Source organism: Acidovorax sp. Root70, assembly GCF_001428225.1.
Classification (GTDB): domain Bacteria; phylum Pseudomonadota; class Gammaproteobacteria; order Burkholderiales; family Burkholderiaceae_C; genus Acidovorax.
In genome coordinates this window covers 1-17,329 of sequence record NZ_LMHQ01000021.1, presented here as the reverse complement: position 1 = coordinate 17,329, position 17,329 = coordinate 1, and the positions used below count along the sequence as shown (strand labels likewise).

Sequence of the window (17,329 nt, the reverse complement as noted above, 5' to 3'; positions counted from 1 at the left end):
TCTTCATTCCCTTGCTGCACAAAACAGCAGGGTAGGTAAAACACCTGGCTCAGTTTTAGGTCGGCATCACACCAAAAAGTGGCTCAGTTTTCGGTCGGCGTCAACAAAGCAAAGGGTAGAGCGTTCCTGGACTGAGCTTGTAGCCATGCCGGGCCAGTTCTTCAGCCATGCCTGAGCCGTAAATTCGCTCAGAGACGGCGTGATGAAGAATGTGCACGCGCACGAACGCGAGAAGAATATCACGGATGGTATCGGGCATCGTTATCGGCTTTCGATAATACAGTTGGCTTATATCTTCAGGATGATTCTGTAGTTTGTGTTCGAGAGGTTTGGCCGCATGCTCCCTGCCATAGCCTATCCCGTTGTCAACTTCACTTGGTGCCTGTCTCCAACCGCTTTTGCGGTGTAACCACGACCGAAGGGTGTTTTCAGCGGCGGTCTCGCCAGAGGCCAATCATTTGCGAAACCTGTGCATTGGCATGGATTTGGAATGTGAGCATCCCAGTGTCGCTATGATTGCGACCAGTTCTCAATAGCCGGCTACCTACTTCATGCGCCGACTGCTCGCAGTCATCCTGTTGCTCTCATTCGTCTGTCAGGCCTTTGTAATGGCCCGTCAGTTGGTCGTTTTCGACCACGAGGGAGCTTTCCAGGCTGCGCATGCTGAAATGCATCTGGAAGGCTCCGCCCACCACCATGATGAACACGGTGTGGCGCACCAAGACGATTCCCAGGAGTCCATCCAGCACATGCTGGCGGAGGCAGGCCCAGGGACCGCAGCACTTTTCCACTTCCCCCAGCTGTCGCTTCTTCTCGACCGCTCGCCCACACCGGCCGTGACCGCCGAATCCGTCAGCCCGTCCCCTCATCTGGACGGTTTACGACGACCTCCCCGACTGATTTCCTGATCCACCCTTAGCGCCGCGCTTTACACACAAAAGCGGGGTTGTTCATCGGTGCGGTACTACTTTGATCAGGCGCTGATGCGTCAACGATCCTGGTTAGCCGCCTTTGATCGGTCAGGAATCACGTGCGTTTTGTTATTTCCGGGCTTGTGGTGCGTTGTGCCGCAGGCTGTGCTTTGAGCTGCGTCCTCGTTGGCGCAGCGGTTGCGCAGTCAAATACCGCCCCATCACTTTCAGCCACGGCATCGCCCGTGGCTCCAACACTGGCACAAGCTGTCGAGGCTGCATGGCAGCGCGCCACACAGGCGAGAGAAGTCGAAGGTCAGACACAGCGGGCTACTGCCGAACGGGTGGCGATCTCCAGCCTATGGGCGGCCCCCCCAGCACTGGAGTTTTCCTACAGGGACGACCGTTGGCAAACCTCGGCGGGACGCAGGGAGGCCGAGGCTGGTTTGGCTTGGCCGCTGTGGTTGCCGGGACAGCGCAAAGCACGCGGCGCTGCTGTGGATGCCGACGTAGAGCTGTCACAGGCTGCCGTTCAAGCGGGGCGCCTGCATTTCGCGGGACTGGTGCGGGAAGCCGCCTGGGGCATTGCCGCGCAAAAGGCCGAGTCCGACCTGGCGGATGCCCAGGTGCGATCTCTGCAGGAGATCTCCGACGACGTACGCCGCCGTGTCAAAGCGGGTGATCTGGCCCACGCGGATGCGCTTGCCGCTCAATCAGAGGCGCTGGCTGCGCAATCTGCACAGTTGGCCGCACGCCAGCGTCTGAGCGCCAGCCAGTCGCAATGGATGACCTTGACGGGCATAGCCCTGGCGCCTTATCTCCCGTCTGTCCCGGTTTCTGAGGGGACCGCAGTCTCACCGGGTGGGGCGCACTTCGCCGTTGAAACGCACCCGGATGCGCGTGTCGCAGCATTGACGGTGGAACGCGCTCGCAAGCGGCTGGACGTGGTGGCCGCCACGCGGCGCGACCCTCCAGAGCTTTTGCTGCGTATCCGGCAAGACATCCCCGGGCGGGGTGAGTCGGCTCAAAACAGCATCGGCGTCGGCGTGCGCATTCCCCTGGGCACAGCGAGCCGCAACCAACCGCTGCAAGCTGCCGCACTGAGTGAGCTGGATGTAGCGCTGACCACGAAACAGCGAACTGAGGAGAGGCTGGCTGCTGATGCAGCGATGGCGCAGGCTGCGGTGCACACGGCCGAGCAGCAACTGGAGGCGGAGCGCCAGCGCTCGGCACTCCTGCGGGAGCGGGCCACGCTCATTGATCGGTCTTTCAAAGCTGGAGAAACACCGCTGCCGGAGTTGTTGCGCGCGCTCGCTGCAGCTACCCAGGCCGACACCAGCTTCGCGCGCCAGCAAGTGGCTCTGGGCCTGGCCCGCGCCCGCTTCCAGCAATCTCTCGGAATCCTTCCATGAATCTCTTGAATCTATTCCTCTCTCGTTACCGCCTCTCATTGTTGGGAGCAGGCTTGGCCGTGCTGGTGCTTGCCGGTACGCCTAGCTATGCCGCGCCAGGGGCGCACGGTCCCAATGGTGAGCACCTGGATGCCCCCGCTCAAGCAGGTACCAACAGCGGCCCCGTGCCTAGTTTTGAAGCGCGCTCGGAAGCCTTCGAGTTGGTGGGCCGACTGCAGGGTGGAGAGTTGTCCATCCTGATCAACCGCTTTGCCACCAACGAGCCCGTGCTCAACGCCACGGTCGAAGTGGAGACAAGCAATCTCAAGGCCCCTGCCAAGTTCCACGCGGACATGGGGGACTACGCGATCGACGATGCCAACATGCTCAAGGTCCTGGCGGGGCCCGGTGACCACCCCATTGTGATCACCGTACTGGCGGGCAATGACTCCGATCTTCTGGACGGCACCCTCACGGTCGCGGGCGCCGCGCTCGATGACCATGGCCACTCCCACGACGATGGTCACGCCCATGGGCTCTCCCGAACGGTCTGGCTGGCTCTGGCCTTGGTCGTCCTGGCGGCGGTCGGTTGGTTCTTTGGTTGCACGCCAAAGGCTGCAGGTACGCCCTCCAAAGGAGGTGCGCTGTGAACTCATCGACTCAAAAAACCAAGATGACCAGCATGCTCCATGTTTTCGGCTTGATTGCCATCACGGGCATCGCGGCGATGTTCCCACCTGTCGCCGTCGCAGCGCCTGGTGCCCACGGGCCGAACGGTGAGCATCTGGATGCCCCCACGGCGGGCAACGCATCCGGTTTGATGCGGTTGCCAGACGGTAGTGTCAACGTTCCGATGCTCGCCCAACGGCGCCTGGGCATCCGCACGCAGTTGACCCCTGAAACCCAGGCCGCAGCCACCATCGAGTTATCAGGCCGTGTGGTCGTGGACCCCAATGCGAGTGGTCGTGTCCAGGCGATCCATGGGGGACGGATCGAAGCGGGACCACGCGGTCTGCCGGTTGCCGGACAGACCGTGCGCCAGGGAGAAGTCCTGGCCTATGTGGCCCACCACGCCGAGCCCTATGCCCTGGCCAACCAGCAGGCCCAGCTGGCCGAGTTGCGCAGTGGGCGGGAGCTGGCCGCACAGCGGGTGCAGCGGCTGCAGTCCCTTGAAGGCACGGTGCCGCGCAAGGAGATCGAGGCCGCACGCGCCGAACTGCAGAGCCTCACCGCGCGCGAGAAAAGCATTGGAGCGAGCCTGGCCGCCCGAGAGCCCTTGCGAGCTCCCGTCTCCGGGGTGATTGCCAGGGCCGATGTGACCAAAGGCCAGGTGGTCGAGGCTCGCGAAGTCTTGTTCGAGGTGATTGACCCGGCACGCGTTCTGGTGGAGGCCACCACGGCAGATCCTGGCTTGCCCGCACGCACGGGTACAGCCCACTTGCAGGGCGTGCCTGGAGTTAAGCTGCAGCTGCTTGGCGCTGCGCGCAGCCTGCGCGATGGCGTGCTGCCAATGACCTTCAGGGCGGTCCCGGAGCAATCGGGCAAGGCTTTGCCGCTGGCGGTCGGACAGCCCGTCACCGTCGTGGCCTCGCTGAACGAGCAGGTCAAAGGCTTCGTCCTGCCTGCGCAGGCCGTCGTGCGCAACAGTGCCAACGAGCCGGTGGTCTGGATCAAGTCCGGTGCGGAGCGCTACATTCCCCAGCCGGTGCAGTACCGGTCCCTGGACGCCGCCACGGTGGTCGTCACGCAGGGCCTGGGTGCTGACAACCGCGTGGTGGTGCAAGGGGCACCGCTGATCGCACAGATCCGCTGAACGGAGCCCACGCAATGTTCAATTGGATCGTAAGGAACAGCCTTCACAACCGCCTGTTCGTCCTGGCGGTCGCGGCGCTGCTGATGGTCTACGGGGCTATCACCGCATGGCGCACGCCAGTCGATGTGTTTCCCGACCTCAACAAGCCCCTGGTCACCGTCCTGACGGAAGCCGGAGGCATGGCGCCCGAAGAGGTCGAGCAACTGGTGACCTTCCCTCTGGAGACCGCGCTCAACGGCATGCCCGGGGTCACGCGGGTTCGCTCCACGTCCGGCGTGGGCCTGTCCATCCTCTATGCCGAGTTCGATTGGGGGACGGACATCTACCGCAACCGCCAGCTTGTGGCGGAACGCCTGGCATTGGTGCGGGAGCAACTCCCAGGGGGCATCACGCCCGTTATGGGGCCAGTGTCTTCCATCATGGGCGAAGTCATGCTCATCGCACTGCCGTTGGCGGCAGGCGATGGTAAGGCTGCTGCAGCGACACCTATGCAGGCGCGCGAGTATGCGGACTTCGTGCTGCGCCCAAGACTTCTGTCGATTCCAGGGGTGTCTCAGGTCATCCCTATCGGCGGCGAAGTACGCCAGTTGCGGGTCGAGCCGGATACCGCGCGCATGGCGCAGTTCGGGGTGACCTTGACACAGGTCGAACAGGCCCTTCGCGGCTTTGCAGGAAATGCGGGAGGTGGGTTCATCGACCTCAACAGCCATGAATTCCTCATCCGCCACATCGGCCGTACCAGCCGTGTCGAGGACCTGCAGGGCGTGGCGGTGGCCTGGAAGGACGGCCGATCCATCTTGCTGGAGCAGGTGGCCAATGTCCGCTTCGCTGCCGCCATGAAGCGCGGCGACGCAGGATACAGCGGTGTGCCTGCCGTCATTGTCAGTGTGCAAAAGCAGCCAGCGGCCGATACCGTCAAGCTCACTCACGCCATCGAAGCGGCGTTGGGGGATCTCAGGCAGGGGCTGCCCGTGGGGTTGGCTGCTCCGAAGGTGCTGTTTCGTCAGGCCGACTTCATCGAGGCGTCCATCGGCAACGTGACCGAGGCCTTGCGTGATGGCGCCATCATGGTAGCCATCGTGTTGTTCGCCTTCCTGTTGTCCGCGCGCACCACGTTGATCTCGCTTGTGGCGATTCCCTTGTCGCTGGCCGTCACGGCCATGGTCTTTCGGCTGCTTGACCAGTCCATCAACGTCATGACACTGGGTGGCCTGGCCATTGCCATTGGCGAGCTGGTAGACGATGCGGTGGTGGATGTGGAGAACATACTGCGCAGGCTGAAGCAGAACCGTGCCCAGGGCAATCCACTGTCCATGCTGGAGGTCGTGCGCCGGGCGAGCGTGGAAGTTCGCTCGGGCATCGTCTATGCCACCGCCATCGTGGTGCTGGTGTTTGTGCCGCTGTTTGCGCTGCCAGGCATTGAAGGGCGCCTGTTCACGCCCCTGGGCATCGCCTACATCGTGTCGGTGCTGGCCTCGATGCTGGTCTCGATGACGGTCACGCCGGTTCTGTGCCTTTACCTGTTGCCGGGGATGAAACGGCTGGAACACGGTGACAGCACGTTGGTCGCCTGGCTCAAGCGGCGGGATGCGCAAGTGCTCAGCTGGTCGTTTTTTCGCGCCAAGGTGCTGATGGCTGTCGCCGCACTGGCGGTAGCTGCAGCAGCTGCAAGCGTCCCGTTTTTTCCACGAGCCTTTCTGCCTGCCTTCAATGAGGGTTCGCTAGTGTTGGGCATGGTGTTCAACCCGGGCACAGCGCTGGCAGAAGCCAATCGCATGGGCGCGTTGGCCGAGACGCTGATCGCAGAGGTTCCCGAGGTCACCCAGGTGGGGCGCCGGACGGGACGCGCCGAGCTGGATGAACATGCCGAAGGCGTGCACTCGGCCGAGATCGATGTGGACCTGAAGCGGTCTACCCGGGACCGGGAAGCCGTCATGGCGGACATCCGGGCCCGTTTGGTCGTCCTCCCGGCCCAGGTGGCCATAGGGCAGCCTATCTCCCACCGCCTGGATCACCTCTTGTCAGGGGTGCGTGCACAGATAGCGCTCAAGATCTTCGGCGACGACACGGACACTTTGCGGGGCTTGGCCGAGCAGATGCGCCAAGGACTCTCGGGCGTTCCAGGGCTGGTGGATCTGACGGTGGAAAAGCAGGTGCTGATTCCCCAGATCACGGTACGGCTGGACCACCGCAAGGCTGCGCAGGTCGGACTGTCCCCGGGCGAAGCGGTGCGGGTGCTGCAGGCTCTGACTGACGGTGCCCATGGTGCGCAGATCGTGGACGGCCTGCGCCGCTATGAACTGGTGCTGCGCCTGCCCGATGACAAACGCAGTCCTCAGGATCTGGCTCGCACGCTGATCGACACGCCTGCGGGGCAGATACCGGTGTCTGCCATCGCCACGGTCCAGGAAACCGATGGACCGAACCAGATTGGCCGAGAAAACGGTCGTCGGCGCATCGTGGTCTATGCCAACACGGACGGCTCCGACATGGGCCGCGTCATTGCCGACATTCGTGCGGTGATGGCCAAAACACCTCTGCCCGCTGGGACGTTCCTGAGCCTGGAAGGCCAGTTCCAGGCCCAGGAGCAGGCCATGCAACTGATCGTCGGCCTGTCGCTGGTGTCATTGGCGATGATCTTTCTCGTTCTGTATGTGCGCTACAAGTCGGCTGTGCTGGCCGGGATCATCATGGCCAACATTCCGCTTGCACTGATTGGCAGCGTTACAGCGATGTGGCTGGCGGGAGTGAGCCTGTCCGTGGCCTCCATGGTCGGCTTTATCACGCTGGCGGGCATCGCCACACGCAACGGGATTTTGAAGGTCAGCCACTACATCAACCTTTGCAAGTTCGAGGGAGAGGTCTTTGGCCAGCCCATGATCGTGCGTGGCTCGCTGGAACGCTTGACCCCAGTGCTGATGACGGCGTTGGTGGCGGCCATTGCGCTGACCCCGCTGCTGCTGGCAGCTGACGCGCCTGGCAAGGAGATCCTGCACCCGGTGGCGGTCGTGATTTTTGGTGGACTCGTCAGCTCTACCTTGCTGGACACGCTGCTGACGCCCGTGATGTTCTGGCTTTTTGGCGAAAGTGCCACCCGGCGCTTGATTGAGGGCAGCAGCGCACACGCCGAAAGCGAACCCATAGCCCAGGAGGCCTATTGATCCCTCACTGCGACTGTATTACTTCCAACTTTTTGATAGAGGCCTCGGAGCGCTGCCTTTTGAAGCGCTCCAGTGAAACAAACTCACCTAAAGGCGACCCAAATGATCATGAAAAAGAACTTCTCCCAACTGATAGCAGCCACCGCAATCGTGATGGCATCCCTGGCAAGTGCGCCTGCTGCCATGGCCCATGGTGCCGCCGCCCCTGTCCATGGCGGAGTCGTGCAAACCGCTGCCGATTTGTCGTTTGAGTTAGTCGCATCTTCCGATGGCGCGAATATCTACATCCAAGACCACGGCAAAGATGCGGATGCCTCACGGTTCGAGGGCAAGCTGACAGTGCTCAACGGTGCGGATAAGTCAGAAGCGACCCTGAAGCCGGCAGGGGCGAACAAACTGGAGGCCAAGGGAGTCACCTTGTCCAAAGGGGCGAAGGCAGTCGCGGTGCTGACCACCAATGGCAAGAAGAGCATCACGGTGCGGTTCACCGTCAAATAAGGCATCCATGGCGAGCGAATCTCTGTCCCTGCCAGCTTTGCGAGGCGGCCTGCTGGCCTTACTGGCTGCGGCCTTGTTCGGCATCAGTACCCCCATGGTCCAGCGGCTGGGTGCAGGGCTGGGGGCGTTCACGACGGCCGCCCTGCTGTACGCTGGGGCGGCTGTCGTCGGTGCCTTGTCCCTGCGGACTACCGCCCACGAGGCAAGGTTGCAGAGATCCGGTGCCTGGCGCCTCATAGCTATGGCGGGGTTCGGTGCCGCTCTGGGCCCTGTCGCCCTATCTTGGGGCCTGCAACACACGAGCGGCGCCAGCGCGTCTCTCATGCTCACCTTGGAAGCTCTGTTCACCGCCACGCTGGCATGGTGGCTGTATAGCGAAACCATGGACCGCCGCGTGTGGGCCGCCATGCTTCTGTTGCTGGCGGGCGGCATGGCCTTGGTCATGGACCAGGGCCTGCAGGGCGGCACGCAGTTGCTCGGTCTACTGGCCGTGCTGCTGGCGACGGTGGCCTGGGGCGTGGACAACACCTTGTCCCGTGGGCTGGCTGAGCGCGACCCCAGCCAGGTGGTGATGGCCAAGGCGTCGTTGGGGGCCGCTGCGACAGCCTGTCTTGCCATGTTGTGGGGAGAGCCATTGCCCTCCCTGACCGCTGCTCTAGGGCTCTTTGCCGTGGGGGCCACAGGGTATGGCTTGAGTCTTCGGTTCTACCTTCTCGCGCAGCGGGCTTTTGGGGCGGCGCGGACTGGCTCCATGTTCGCCTTTGCACCTTTCATAGGTGCGGCTGTAGCGTTCGGCTTCGGTGAACGGTCTGCGGGGTGGCTGATGCTGCTCGGTGGTCTTCTGATGCTGGCGGGGGTGCTGCTGCATTTGGCAGAAAGCCACGGGCATGAACATGCGCATGAGCCGATGGAGCATGAGCATGCGCACCGCCACGACGATGGGCACCATACGCACTCGCATGACGTGATGCCCACAGGGAGCCATAGCCATGTGCACTCCCACGAACCAGTCACCCACGCCCATCCCCACGCGCCGGATATCCACCACCAGCACAGACATTGATCCGATCAGATGTCCCAAGACTGTCGAATGGAACTTTGATGATGAAGAAAACGATGCTTTCGCTGGTTGCGGCGTTGGCATTCCTGATGATTTCGGGCTGCAGCACGCCTGTCTACGAGAATCGGTTCGCTTGGAACGAAGGCTGGAGAGTAGGCAAAGTGACCAAGGTGATCCCCGCAGATGAATTCTTTAAGATGGGCGGCTCTCGCTGCAGACAAATGGACCTCGGTCCCACCGACCAAGTTGCGGTCATCCGATGGCGGCAAGTCACCCGAACCCGTGGTCACTTCGCCAAAGTGGACCCGGGCTCCGGCATGTCTGTGGGAGACGAGGTCTACTTCAATGCCTGGGACTGCGAGCAACCGAAGATGGTCCGCAAGATTCCCCATGAGCCTCAGACGGAGCGCACGCCGTAGAGGCTGACGTGACTCTTTACCGAGCCGGGGGAGCCATGTTCTTTCTGACTGTGCCTGCGTACACCACGCTCCCGGCATCGCGGTACTGCAGTTCTCCCCCCACACGAACCACGTCAAAGCAAACAGGGGACTCTTTGCTGACCTCGGGCAGCAGCAGGCACAGTTGGTTGTTCTGCGCGCTCCAGCGTCCGCTGCGCGTGCGGCCGTTCTCTGAACGCTCCAGGCGCCCATCCAGAAAGTAGTCATGCCCCCAATGGCGCCCGTCGGTGACATGGTGTCCGCCCACCGTGGCGCGAATCTGCGCCGTGGTCAGTTTGGTTTCAGGGGGCGCCGCGAAGGCGAAAGGCATCAGCATTCCGCACAGAAAATGCGCCCACAGTCCCCTTGTGAAGCGGCGAGGCCACCGCACAGCAGCCGCCTTCATGCCGCCATGCTCGGGGGCCAGTTATGGGTTTCTGCTTGGCACGACTGGCACCACGCATACAGCGCGTCGTACATCACCATGCCATGTCCGAGCATCTCGTGGTCGTTGCGAAAGGTCTTGGACAGACCGAGCGAGAGCGCGTAAAGCCCCGCAGACTGCGGCGCCAGGTCTAGCCTGGAGGTGTCTGCGCCCCGCACGATCACGGCCAGTTGCTGCAAGGCAGCATCAGTGAGGTCGTACTTCTTGAGAAAAGCGTCAAAGCTGCACAGATCCCCCTCATGGGTCATTTCCACGCCCGGCACGTCGTAGGGTATCGCTCCGGTCTCTTGGGCCACCTGAAGCACGGAGGTTGCAGGCACATAGAGAAATTCTGGCGCCTGGTCGATGAACCGGGCAATCAGCCATGGGCAGGCAATGCGGTCGATCTTGGGACGCTCACGAGTGACCCATTTCATGCAGCACCTCTTTGAGCTTCCAGAGGCAGGCCAGCGGCTCGCCAGGCCTCGATGCCGCCCGCGATGTAGCGTGCATCAAGACCGCGTGCGCGCAGCGCCAGGACAGTGGAGCGGCCAATGTCCTTGCCTCGCAGGCAGTACAGCAGCACCGGCTTCGATGCATCGAGCTCCTGGCTCCACTCGTGTACCCGCGATGGATCGCGCCAGGATGCCCCCGGAATGACCTGGCCGCTCTGCAAATAATCCTCCTCGCGGCGCACATCAAGCGTGCCCGGCGCACCGGCCAGCGCAGCGCCCGTCTCGATGCTAAACGTCAGGGCATCCGCCTCGACGGCCGCCCCGTAGCGCTTGTAGACCTTGTCCCACGGGATGTTGGCCATGAAGGCATCCACATAGGCGCCCGCCTTGGCACCGAAGTCCAGGTGGTAAGCATGCTCGTACATGTCCAGCGCCAGCACGGGCGTGGCGCCGGCCAAGAGGTGCGTGTGGTCGGCAGCCCAGTGGTTGATGAGGCGGCTTTCGCGGGAAGACCAGGAGAGCAGTGCCCATCCCGATCCACCGCCCATGGCCTTGGCCAACCCGGTGAATTGGCTGCGCCAAGCCTCGACGGAGCCAAAGTCCCGGGTGAACGCAATGGATAAGCCACAGGAAGGCAGCACGCCGTTGCCTCCTAGGTTGTCGAAATACAGCTCGTGCAGGAAGGCCGAGTTGGCGGCGATCAACTCCTCGCGCTTGAGACCGTTAATGGTGAAGGTGGCTGCGGCACTCCAGTCCAGCGCTGCGAGTTCGCTCCGTACGGCGTTCAGGCGCTTGACGGCACCCGCGTAGTTGTTTTCGTGGTGGCTGGTGATCAGGCGGCTCGACAGGCCAGAGAGTTGATCGGGGTTCAGCGTCAGCGGGCGGAGTTGGTAATTCATGATGTTCTCCATCAAATGGTCAGTGTCAGACGTGGGCAACCAGCGGATAGACGGCCAGGCCGATCAAGGCTGCGGCAAGCACCACCACAGGCTCGGGCAGCTTCTTGAACCGCCACAGAACCGCTGCGGTGGCGAAAAACAGTGCTGCAGTGGGTAGATCAACGATGGACCGCTGGCCCAATACGACTACGGCCCCTGCAATGGCACCGACGGCGGCGGCGGTGACGCCATCCACGAAAGCGACCACGCCGGGATGCTTGCCGTGCTTCTTAAAGTACGGCGCAGGGATCACTGTGAGCAGATAACAGGGCAGAAAAGTCGCTGCTGCCGTGACGACCGCGCCCCAGAAGCCGCTGGTCAGGAAGCCGATGAACCCGGTGGTGATAACGACCGGACCTGGGGTAATCATGGCCACGGCCACGGCGTCCACGAACTGGCGATCCGTGAGCCATGCGTACTCCTTGACCACGCCGCCATAGAGGAACGGCACGATGGCCAGGCCGCTACCGAAGACGAACGCGCCCGCATAGGTGAAGTAGGCAGCGATCTGTCCCAGCTTGTGCCAGTCGAGGTTCTCCAGGCTGAGGGCTGCAGCGATTGGTGCCGCCCACGCCATGCTGTGCAGTTGGCCGCCGGTTCGCTTCAACGGGCCGCGCACGGCCCACACCAGCAAACCCGCGCCGAGAAAGACCCAGATCACTTCGGACTGAGTGACGATGGTCATGCCTGCGCTGAGCAGGTAGATGGCCCACAGCAGTCTGTCCTTGCCCACGCTCTTGGTCGTTAGCTTGTAGGCACTCAGGGCAATGATGCCGATGACAGATGCCCCAACGCCATAGAAAACAGCTTGCATCCAGGAGATGCCGCCATAGGCTTTGTAGGCGACACCCAGTGCAACCACCATCACAAAGGACGGCAGCACAAACGCCAGCCCAACCAGCGTCGCGCCCCACAGGCGGAAATGCACATACCCGAGATAGATGGCCAACTGGGCGGCCAAGGGGCCCGGCATGAGCTGGGCCAGGGCCATGCCTTCCTTGTAGTCAGCATCCGAAATCCAGCCGCGTTGCTCCACCAGATCACGGTACATATAGCCGACCAGTGCCACCGGGCCGCCAAAGCCCAGTGTGCCCAGGCGCAACATGTAGAGCACCAGTTGCCACAGCGTGTAGCTTGGAACAGTTTCCGCGCCGTCATCGGGCGCGGCCGTTATTTTGAGATCGTTCATGTTCATTCCTGAGGTGGTGAGGTACTAAGGCTTACGAAGGGTCGAGAAATGGGCATGGAGCGAATCCAGCACCCCGCCCACGTCAGCCAACAGTGCGTCGTCGTCCGGCCAGCGCTTGCGTGCACCGGCCAGCACGGCCTCGAAGCCGCTGGCTTCGGGTGTGGCAGTGCCTCCCACGTCCAGGGCATGCACCATGGCCCCCAGGCGCTGGAGGCCGCGATCTCCGTCCAGACCAAAGCTCGCCATCAGCACCTCAAACGTCACCCGGTCGCCAAAGTGGGAGAAAGTCGCTCCGTCGAAATCGAAACCCAGCGCATCAGCAGGACAGTCGGCGGGCAAGTCCAGCCACACAAAGCGCGCAGCGGGGTCAATGAAGCGTTGGATGAGCCAAGCACTTGCCACGCGATCTACCCAGAGATGGCGGCGTGTTGCCCACAGGCGCCCCTGGTACTGCATGCGGTCACGCCGGGCAATGCGGCCCGCTGCGGCCTGGGGTTCGCCGGGTGACTGGATGGCTTCGACCGCGTTCGTGAAGTCCCGCCATTGGGCTTCGGCACGGATGGAGGATTCACCCGGAAAGAAGTCGATCTTGCGGATGGCCTCGTAGGTGCGCGCGTGCCGACGCTGCAGACGTTGCAGCTCAGCGGCAGATAGCGAGGAAATAAGCTGGCGCGCTTGCGCCAACTCTTCAAGCCAGGGTGCGTAGTCGGCCGTTCGATCAAACAGCGCTTGGTAGGCTGCTTGCTCAGCCATGTCCTTCGCTTGAACACGCAGCAGCCAAGCTTGCCCGCCTTCTTGCAGGGCCTCGTCGGCCAGGGTTTGTAGCTGCGCAGCCTGCTCCGCCTGTGCGGGCAGCAGATAGGTGCCGTCGCGCAAGGCGGCACAGCCCTGTGCCTTGACGGCACGCCAGATCCGCATGCGCGCTGTGGCCGCCGCGGATGGGAGGCTGACGACGAAAGCCAGCCAAGTGTCAGAGGTGAGAGACATGACGGCAGCTTAGCGAGCCGTCACGAATGCTGCAACAATGTAGCGATCTCTACATAACCTCGAATGGATTGGCTGCTCGCTTCACTACTTGCGGGGTCAGCAGAATGGCCGCTTCTATACACAAACTACGCATTCAGAGGCGGAGCGGTAACGACCGCAAACGCTGCAAAGCGATCCCTGCCAAGGAGCGCATTGCTGCAGAGACCCGGTACGCCCATGCTCTGAAAAAGCAGCTCGGTGGCCCAGAACAGGTCGCAGCCGCGCTGGACACCATGCACCGCCTGGAAGAATCGCCACCCGAGGTGATGTCTCCTGACGATCTCACCTTGCTCAAGGCCTAGGGCAAAGCCAGTGCGGTGGCCAAGCAGACGGGGTTCAGGGATCTGGGGGAAAGGGATGGGGCGTACTTTGAAGTACGGCTGGTGTGAGGGTGTTGGTCCACTGAGGACACGCCATGCCGATCAACGCGCCCTGGAACTACCCGACCTTGATGTGCACGCCACCAGGCGGGGGCGGTGGTGTGTGCCCCACGGAGACCCTGCTGCCGCTGGAGGCTGAGGCGTATGCAGTCACGCAGGAGGGTGAGATCTGGCGGGTGACGGTGAAACACTCCGGTGAAGTGGTGTATGCGGGGCCTGGGCCTGTGGTGCAGGTGGAGTCGCCTGCGCCGTTTTGAAGCAATTTGATTGCACCGCACCAGCTACTGGTTGTATGGTGCAACAGCCTGCAAGGAGTCGATATGTCGATAGACCGTGCCAACTATCCTGGGGTGCTCGCCTCCAGCAACTCCTCAGTTCTCCATCTCCATTTGCTCCTCCAGTTAGGCGACAGGCTGCGAGGTCTCAGGAAAGCGCAAGGCCTGAGCACGGTGGCGATGGCGAGTCACTTGGGACTCTCGCGCGCAACGCTGAGAGCGGTCGAAGCAGGAGATTCCACGCCGTCCATGGGCACATACTTGAAAGTCATGTCCGCTGTGGGCATCGTGGGCGACTTGGCGTTGTTGGCAGATGGCGTCATGCAAACGGTCAAGTCAAACACTGCGGCGGCAGGAGCAAGCCGCGATGCGCCGTTGGCTCGAATCATCGTTTCTGCAGATGCCTCTCGCCACCGGATCCAGGATCTACAAAGTCTCGCACTTCATGAAGCAGCAGTGCGACGCGTTCGTGCTGACCCTGCGTTGCTCCATCAGGCCCAAGCAGTCCTCCAAAAGTGGCTGGATGCTGGGGACCAACGTTCGGCGAGTCTTTGGCTTGAGTGGAAGGACATCCTTGAGAATCGCAAGTGGCGTAAGGCACTGGGGAGAACCCACCGAGCGCAGGAACTAAGGCAAGCGTCCCCGATGACCGCTGTTCTGCCGCCAGAGGTCCGAAAGCGCGTCCTCCAAGAAGTCCGTGAACTGAAGGAAGGCGTCGTTCTTGAGATCGCCGGTAGGGCTAGTCAATGACAAGTGCCGTTCGGACTAGCCACTGGCAGCGGCCAGAATTTGACGTTCAATTCCCAGGATTGCACTATCGCTGGTGCGCACTGATCCCCAGCCATTTCCACGGAGCAAGCCATGGCCCTTGAAGACGACATCGCCACTCTCACCGTACTCGTACAGGGCATGCTCGCTGAGTCAGGAGAACAAGCCGGTTTTGATGCAAGAGAGTGGCTGGACCGTTGGCTTACTGGTGTGGTCCCAGCATTGGGAAATCGGAGACCCATCGATGTGCTCAATGAGCCGGACGGCCTGGAAGTCGTGAAGAGCTTGCTCTTGCGAGCCCAATCCGGTGCGTACTCGTAAGCATAGGCAGAGAGTGGACTGATCGTGAGTCAGGTCTGGACCTGTCGCTATCCCCGCTGACCAATTGACACCATGCAGAATGCCTACGGCGATGCCCTCTAGCCAGAACGCCCCGTATCTCCCTGCGTCTGCTCCCCGCAGCGCGGACATCGCTCTGTACCTAGACCTCGATGGTGTTGTTCACCATGAAAAAGTGCTCTGGCACCCCCGCAAGGGAATCTACATGAGCCCGTATGAGGCTGCAGGACACTCTCTTTTCGAATGGGTTCCTATCCTGGAATCGGTGCTTGAACCCTACCCGGCAGTCGCCCTGGTACTCAGTAGCACTTGGTGCATCCGCCCGGGATACAGCGCAACCCTCAAACGGCTTCCAGCCTCTCTGCGTGCCCGGTTCATTGGTGGGACGTACCACAAGCGTGTCCATGGCGTGGATCCCTGGAATCTGTCCATGTTTCGCACCACGCCCCGTGGTGTGCAAGTTCAAGATGACGCTCGTCGCCGAAAGCCCCGGCAGTGGCTGGCACTTGATGACGATTTGGAGGGGTGGCCTGACTCCTGTCGGCAAAATTTGGTCGCGTGCGAAGGAACTACCGGCTTGTCCAACCCCGTAGTTCAACACGAGCTGAAGGAAAAACTGCGCGGCTGCCATACAGGGTTGTCCGCCTAACCCAGTAGTTTCTGAAAGCAACCAACCGATGATGCGACGCCACTCCGACATCCTCGCGGTCTTGCAATCTGTCGCTGGCATCGTGAAACGTCGCCACGCGGCCAATGTGCTCAGCCGTCGGACAGCCAGTATCGGCTTCATGGATTTGGATATCGGACCGTTGGTTCTCGAAGCGCCAGCTCGCCACATCGGCGAGGTATTCGCCTTGTCCTCACCTCCGGTGGCCAAGCTCGAGCAGGCTGTTGCATTGAACTTGCCCAGCACTTCGTATTTCAGTAGGAAGGTCAACGGCCGCAAGTGGCCATTGATGAGGTCCCCATGAAAACACACTCAACCTCAACGAGTCGCCTCACAAGCAACAGCCCAAGCGCAGTTGAACATCCGTCGCACTACGCGTCTGCTGCTCAGACCAAGGCCTTTCTGGCTGGCAGCCTGGCCGCCCGGACGGCTCGCTTGGAAGCTAATGACATGCTCTGCACAGACATGGCTGCGGATCTGGTCGGTACCACCCCAGTGACGATCAATGCGTGGGTCGCTAAAGGGCGGGCGATCGGATTGACCCAGGCCCGGCGTGGATTCAAGTTGCCTCGTTGGCAGTTTGAACCTGCCCTATGGGATGCATTGCCCAAGCTTTCAAAAGCCTTGGGAACGAGTGAGGGCTGGGCATTACTCGCCTTCTTGGAGACACCATCGGGCGCTTTGGGTGGCCGGACACCGCGTCAGGCGATAGAGCAGGGTCATCTGGCCCGTGTGATTGAAGTGGCGGGTGCTGAGGGCTATTGACCCCCCTACGCCTCATGAATCTCGCAGATCTTCAGTACATCCCTTACTTCTAGCTCCTAGTTCCGGAGCTTCTTTTCAGCGTTCAGCATTCGAGCGCCCCTGCGGGCACGGTGAATATAGGGATACTGCTACTCCTGTTGCCTCAATCGAATCTGCTTTCACGGCGATTTGACAATACCGGTCAGCCGGTTGCCTACCTTGCTGAACGCCCTGAAACCGTATTTACGCGGCGATCTGTCGTCGTGAAGCCTGATGAGTTTCTTCTGAGATGGTGAGTGGAAAGCCATTCCATAATGAAAGCTCCAGTGGAATCCGACACATCGCCCAGGCAGGCCTTGTCGGGAGTTCATGGCGGGAACGACCACCGCGTTATCGGAACCTGCGCTTGGGATATGTAGACACGAAGGATTCAGAAATGGCAGACGCAGTTGAAGTTGGAAGCACCAATGTATATGCCGACCTTGGATACCCAGACGCTGAGGCTTTGCAGCGAAAGGCTTCGTTGGCGTCGCATATAGCTTGGACGATCAAGGCGCGACATCTGACCCATGAGGCAGCGGCAGAATTACTTGGGATAGATCAAGCAGACATCGTGAAGATTGTTCGTGGGCAGTTCCGCGGCACGAGTGAAGCAATGATGCTTGAATGGATTGCGAGGCTCGGTCACGACGTGACGATCCTGGTGACCAAAACAGCACGGCAAAGGCCGGGGAAGATTGGGCTGGAGTTCCACTGTGTTGACGCCGACCGAAAACTGAGCCACTTTTTGGTGTGATGCCGACCTAAAACTGAGCCAGGTGTTTTACCTACCCTGCTGTTTTGTGCAGCAAGG

The 17,329-nt window shown here is 61.5% G+C and carries 21 protein-coding genes; 14 read left to right on the top strand and 7 right to left on the bottom strand.

The window, feature by feature from the left end; all coding sequences use genetic code 11:
- Positions 1 to 100: 100 nt before the first annotated feature.
- Together ASD94_RS23600 and ASD94_RS24055 are read right to left on the bottom strand one after the other, a co-directional pair.
- Positions 101 to 259, bottom strand: coding sequence for a helix-turn-helix transcriptional regulator (locus ASD94_RS23600; RefSeq protein ID WP_200954226.1), 159 nt, complete (start codon positions 257 to 259; stop codon positions 101 to 103).
- Positions 260 to 584: 325 nt separating this feature from the next.
- Positions 585 to 722: a hypothetical protein gene (locus tag ASD94_RS24055; protein ID WP_235510646.1), complete on the bottom strand. Its 138-nt coding sequence runs from the start codon at positions 720 to 722 to the stop codon at positions 585 to 587.
- A gap of 308 nt (positions 723 to 1,030) precedes the next feature.
- Between ASD94_RS24055 and ASD94_RS11540 the strand changes: the two genes are divergently transcribed.
- The 7 genes from ASD94_RS11540 to ASD94_RS11510 all read left to right on the top strand — a co-directional run bounded on the left by ASD94_RS11540 (position 1,031) and on the right by ASD94_RS11510 (position 9,253).
- Positions 1,031 to 2,323 carry a TolC family protein gene (locus ASD94_RS11540; RefSeq protein WP_056642930.1) on the top strand — a complete coding sequence of 431 codons (1,293 nt, stop codon included), beginning with the start codon at positions 1,031 to 1,033 and terminating at the stop codon, positions 2,321 to 2,323.
- Positions 2,320 to 2,952: a hypothetical protein gene (locus tag ASD94_RS11535; RefSeq protein WP_056642927.1), complete on the top strand. Its 633-nt coding sequence runs from the start codon at positions 2,320 to 2,322 to the stop codon at positions 2,950 to 2,952. The genes ASD94_RS11540 and ASD94_RS11535 overlap by 4 nt, the downstream gene beginning before the upstream one ends.
- A gap of 32 nt (positions 2,953 to 2,984) precedes the next feature.
- Positions 2,985 to 4,115, top strand: coding sequence for an efflux RND transporter periplasmic adaptor subunit (locus ASD94_RS11530; protein WP_200954227.1), 1,131 nt, complete (start codon positions 2,985 to 2,987; stop codon positions 4,113 to 4,115).
- A gap of 14 nt (positions 4,116 to 4,129) precedes the next feature.
- Positions 4,130 to 7,276 carry an efflux RND transporter permease subunit gene (locus ASD94_RS11525; protein ID WP_056642921.1) on the top strand — a complete coding sequence of 1,049 codons (3,147 nt, stop codon included), beginning with the start codon at positions 4,130 to 4,132 and terminating at the stop codon, positions 7,274 to 7,276.
- Between the two features lie 108 nt (positions 7,277 to 7,384).
- Complete coding sequence (locus ASD94_RS11520; RefSeq protein WP_056642937.1) at positions 7,385 to 7,774, top strand: hypothetical protein; 390 nt, start codon at positions 7,385 to 7,387, stop codon at positions 7,772 to 7,774.
- Positions 7,775 to 7,781: 7 nt separating this feature from the next.
- Positions 7,782 to 8,837 carry a DMT family transporter gene (locus tag ASD94_RS11515; protein ID WP_056642916.1) on the top strand — a complete coding sequence of 352 codons (1,056 nt, stop codon included), beginning with the start codon at positions 7,782 to 7,784 and terminating at the stop codon, positions 8,835 to 8,837.
- Between the two features lie 38 nt (positions 8,838 to 8,875).
- Positions 8,876 to 9,253, top strand: a complete 378-nt coding sequence (locus ASD94_RS11510; RefSeq protein WP_056642914.1) for a hypothetical protein — start codon at positions 8,876 to 8,878, stop codon at positions 9,251 to 9,253.
- A gap of 16 nt (positions 9,254 to 9,269) precedes the next feature.
- Here ASD94_RS11510 and ASD94_RS11505 read toward each other — a convergent pair whose 3' ends face one another.
- The 5 genes from ASD94_RS11505 to ASD94_RS11485 all read right to left on the bottom strand — a co-directional run bounded on the left by ASD94_RS11505 (position 9,270) and on the right by ASD94_RS11485 (position 13,264).
- Entirely contained in the window at positions 9,270 to 9,602 is a 333-nt protein-coding gene (locus ASD94_RS11505; protein WP_235510639.1) for a hypothetical protein, read from the bottom strand.
- Positions 9,603 to 9,673: 71 nt separating this feature from the next.
- Positions 9,674 to 10,132, bottom strand: a complete 459-nt coding sequence (locus ASD94_RS11500) for a chromate resistance protein ChrB domain-containing protein (protein WP_056642908.1) — start codon at positions 10,130 to 10,132, stop codon at positions 9,674 to 9,676.
- Entirely contained in the window at positions 10,129 to 11,049 is a 921-nt protein-coding gene (locus tag ASD94_RS11495; RefSeq protein WP_056642933.1) for a Fe-Mn family superoxide dismutase, read from the bottom strand. Before ASD94_RS11495 ends, ASD94_RS11500 begins: the two co-directional genes overlap by 4 nt.
- A 25-nt stretch (positions 11,050 to 11,074) precedes the next feature.
- Entirely contained in the window at positions 11,075 to 12,277 is a 1,203-nt protein-coding gene (locus ASD94_RS11490; protein WP_056642905.1) for a chromate transporter, read from the bottom strand.
- Between the two features lie 24 nt (positions 12,278 to 12,301).
- Positions 12,302 to 13,264 (bottom strand): chromate resistance protein ChrB domain-containing protein, encoded by a 963-nt coding sequence (locus ASD94_RS11485; RefSeq protein ID WP_056642902.1) that lies wholly within the window; start codon positions 13,262 to 13,264, stop codon positions 12,302 to 12,304.
- A gap of 454 nt (positions 13,265 to 13,718) precedes the next feature.
- Between ASD94_RS11485 and ASD94_RS11475 the strand changes: the two genes are divergently transcribed.
- The 7 genes from ASD94_RS11475 (at position 13,719) to ASD94_RS11450 (ending at position 17,272) form a co-directional block, all read left to right on the top strand.
- The gene (locus ASD94_RS11475; protein WP_056642899.1) at positions 13,719 to 13,940 is read left to right on the top strand and encodes a hypothetical protein; all 222 of its coding nucleotides are present in this window, start codon (positions 13,719 to 13,721) and stop codon (positions 13,938 to 13,940) included.
- A gap of 63 nt (positions 13,941 to 14,003) precedes the next feature.
- Positions 14,004 to 14,708: a helix-turn-helix transcriptional regulator gene (locus tag ASD94_RS11470; protein WP_056642896.1), complete on the top strand. Its 705-nt coding sequence runs from the start codon at positions 14,004 to 14,006 to the stop codon at positions 14,706 to 14,708.
- A gap of 111 nt (positions 14,709 to 14,819) precedes the next feature.
- Positions 14,820 to 15,047 carry an antitoxin Xre/MbcA/ParS toxin-binding domain-containing protein gene (locus ASD94_RS11465; protein WP_056642891.1) on the top strand — a complete coding sequence of 76 codons (228 nt, stop codon included), beginning with the start codon at positions 14,820 to 14,822 and terminating at the stop codon, positions 15,045 to 15,047.
- Positions 15,048 to 15,126: 79 nt separating this feature from the next.
- Entirely contained in the window at positions 15,127 to 15,714 is a 588-nt protein-coding gene (locus ASD94_RS23775; protein ID WP_369818059.1) for an HAD domain-containing protein, read from the top strand.
- A 28-nt stretch (positions 15,715 to 15,742) separates the two neighbouring features.
- Positions 15,743 to 16,036, top strand: a complete 294-nt coding sequence (locus ASD94_RS11455; RefSeq protein WP_056642885.1) for a hypothetical protein — start codon at positions 15,743 to 15,745, stop codon at positions 16,034 to 16,036.
- Positions 16,033 to 16,497, top strand: a complete 465-nt coding sequence (locus ASD94_RS23230) for a hypothetical protein (protein WP_082576850.1) — start codon at positions 16,033 to 16,035, stop codon at positions 16,495 to 16,497. Before ASD94_RS11455 ends, ASD94_RS23230 begins: the two co-directional genes overlap by 4 nt.
- Positions 16,498 to 16,912: 415 nt before the next feature.
- The gene (locus ASD94_RS11450; protein WP_056642882.1) at positions 16,913 to 17,272 is read left to right on the top strand and encodes a helix-turn-helix domain-containing protein; all 360 of its coding nucleotides are present in this window, start codon (positions 16,913 to 16,915) and stop codon (positions 17,270 to 17,272) included.
- Positions 17,273 to 17,329 lie beyond the last annotated feature (57 nt).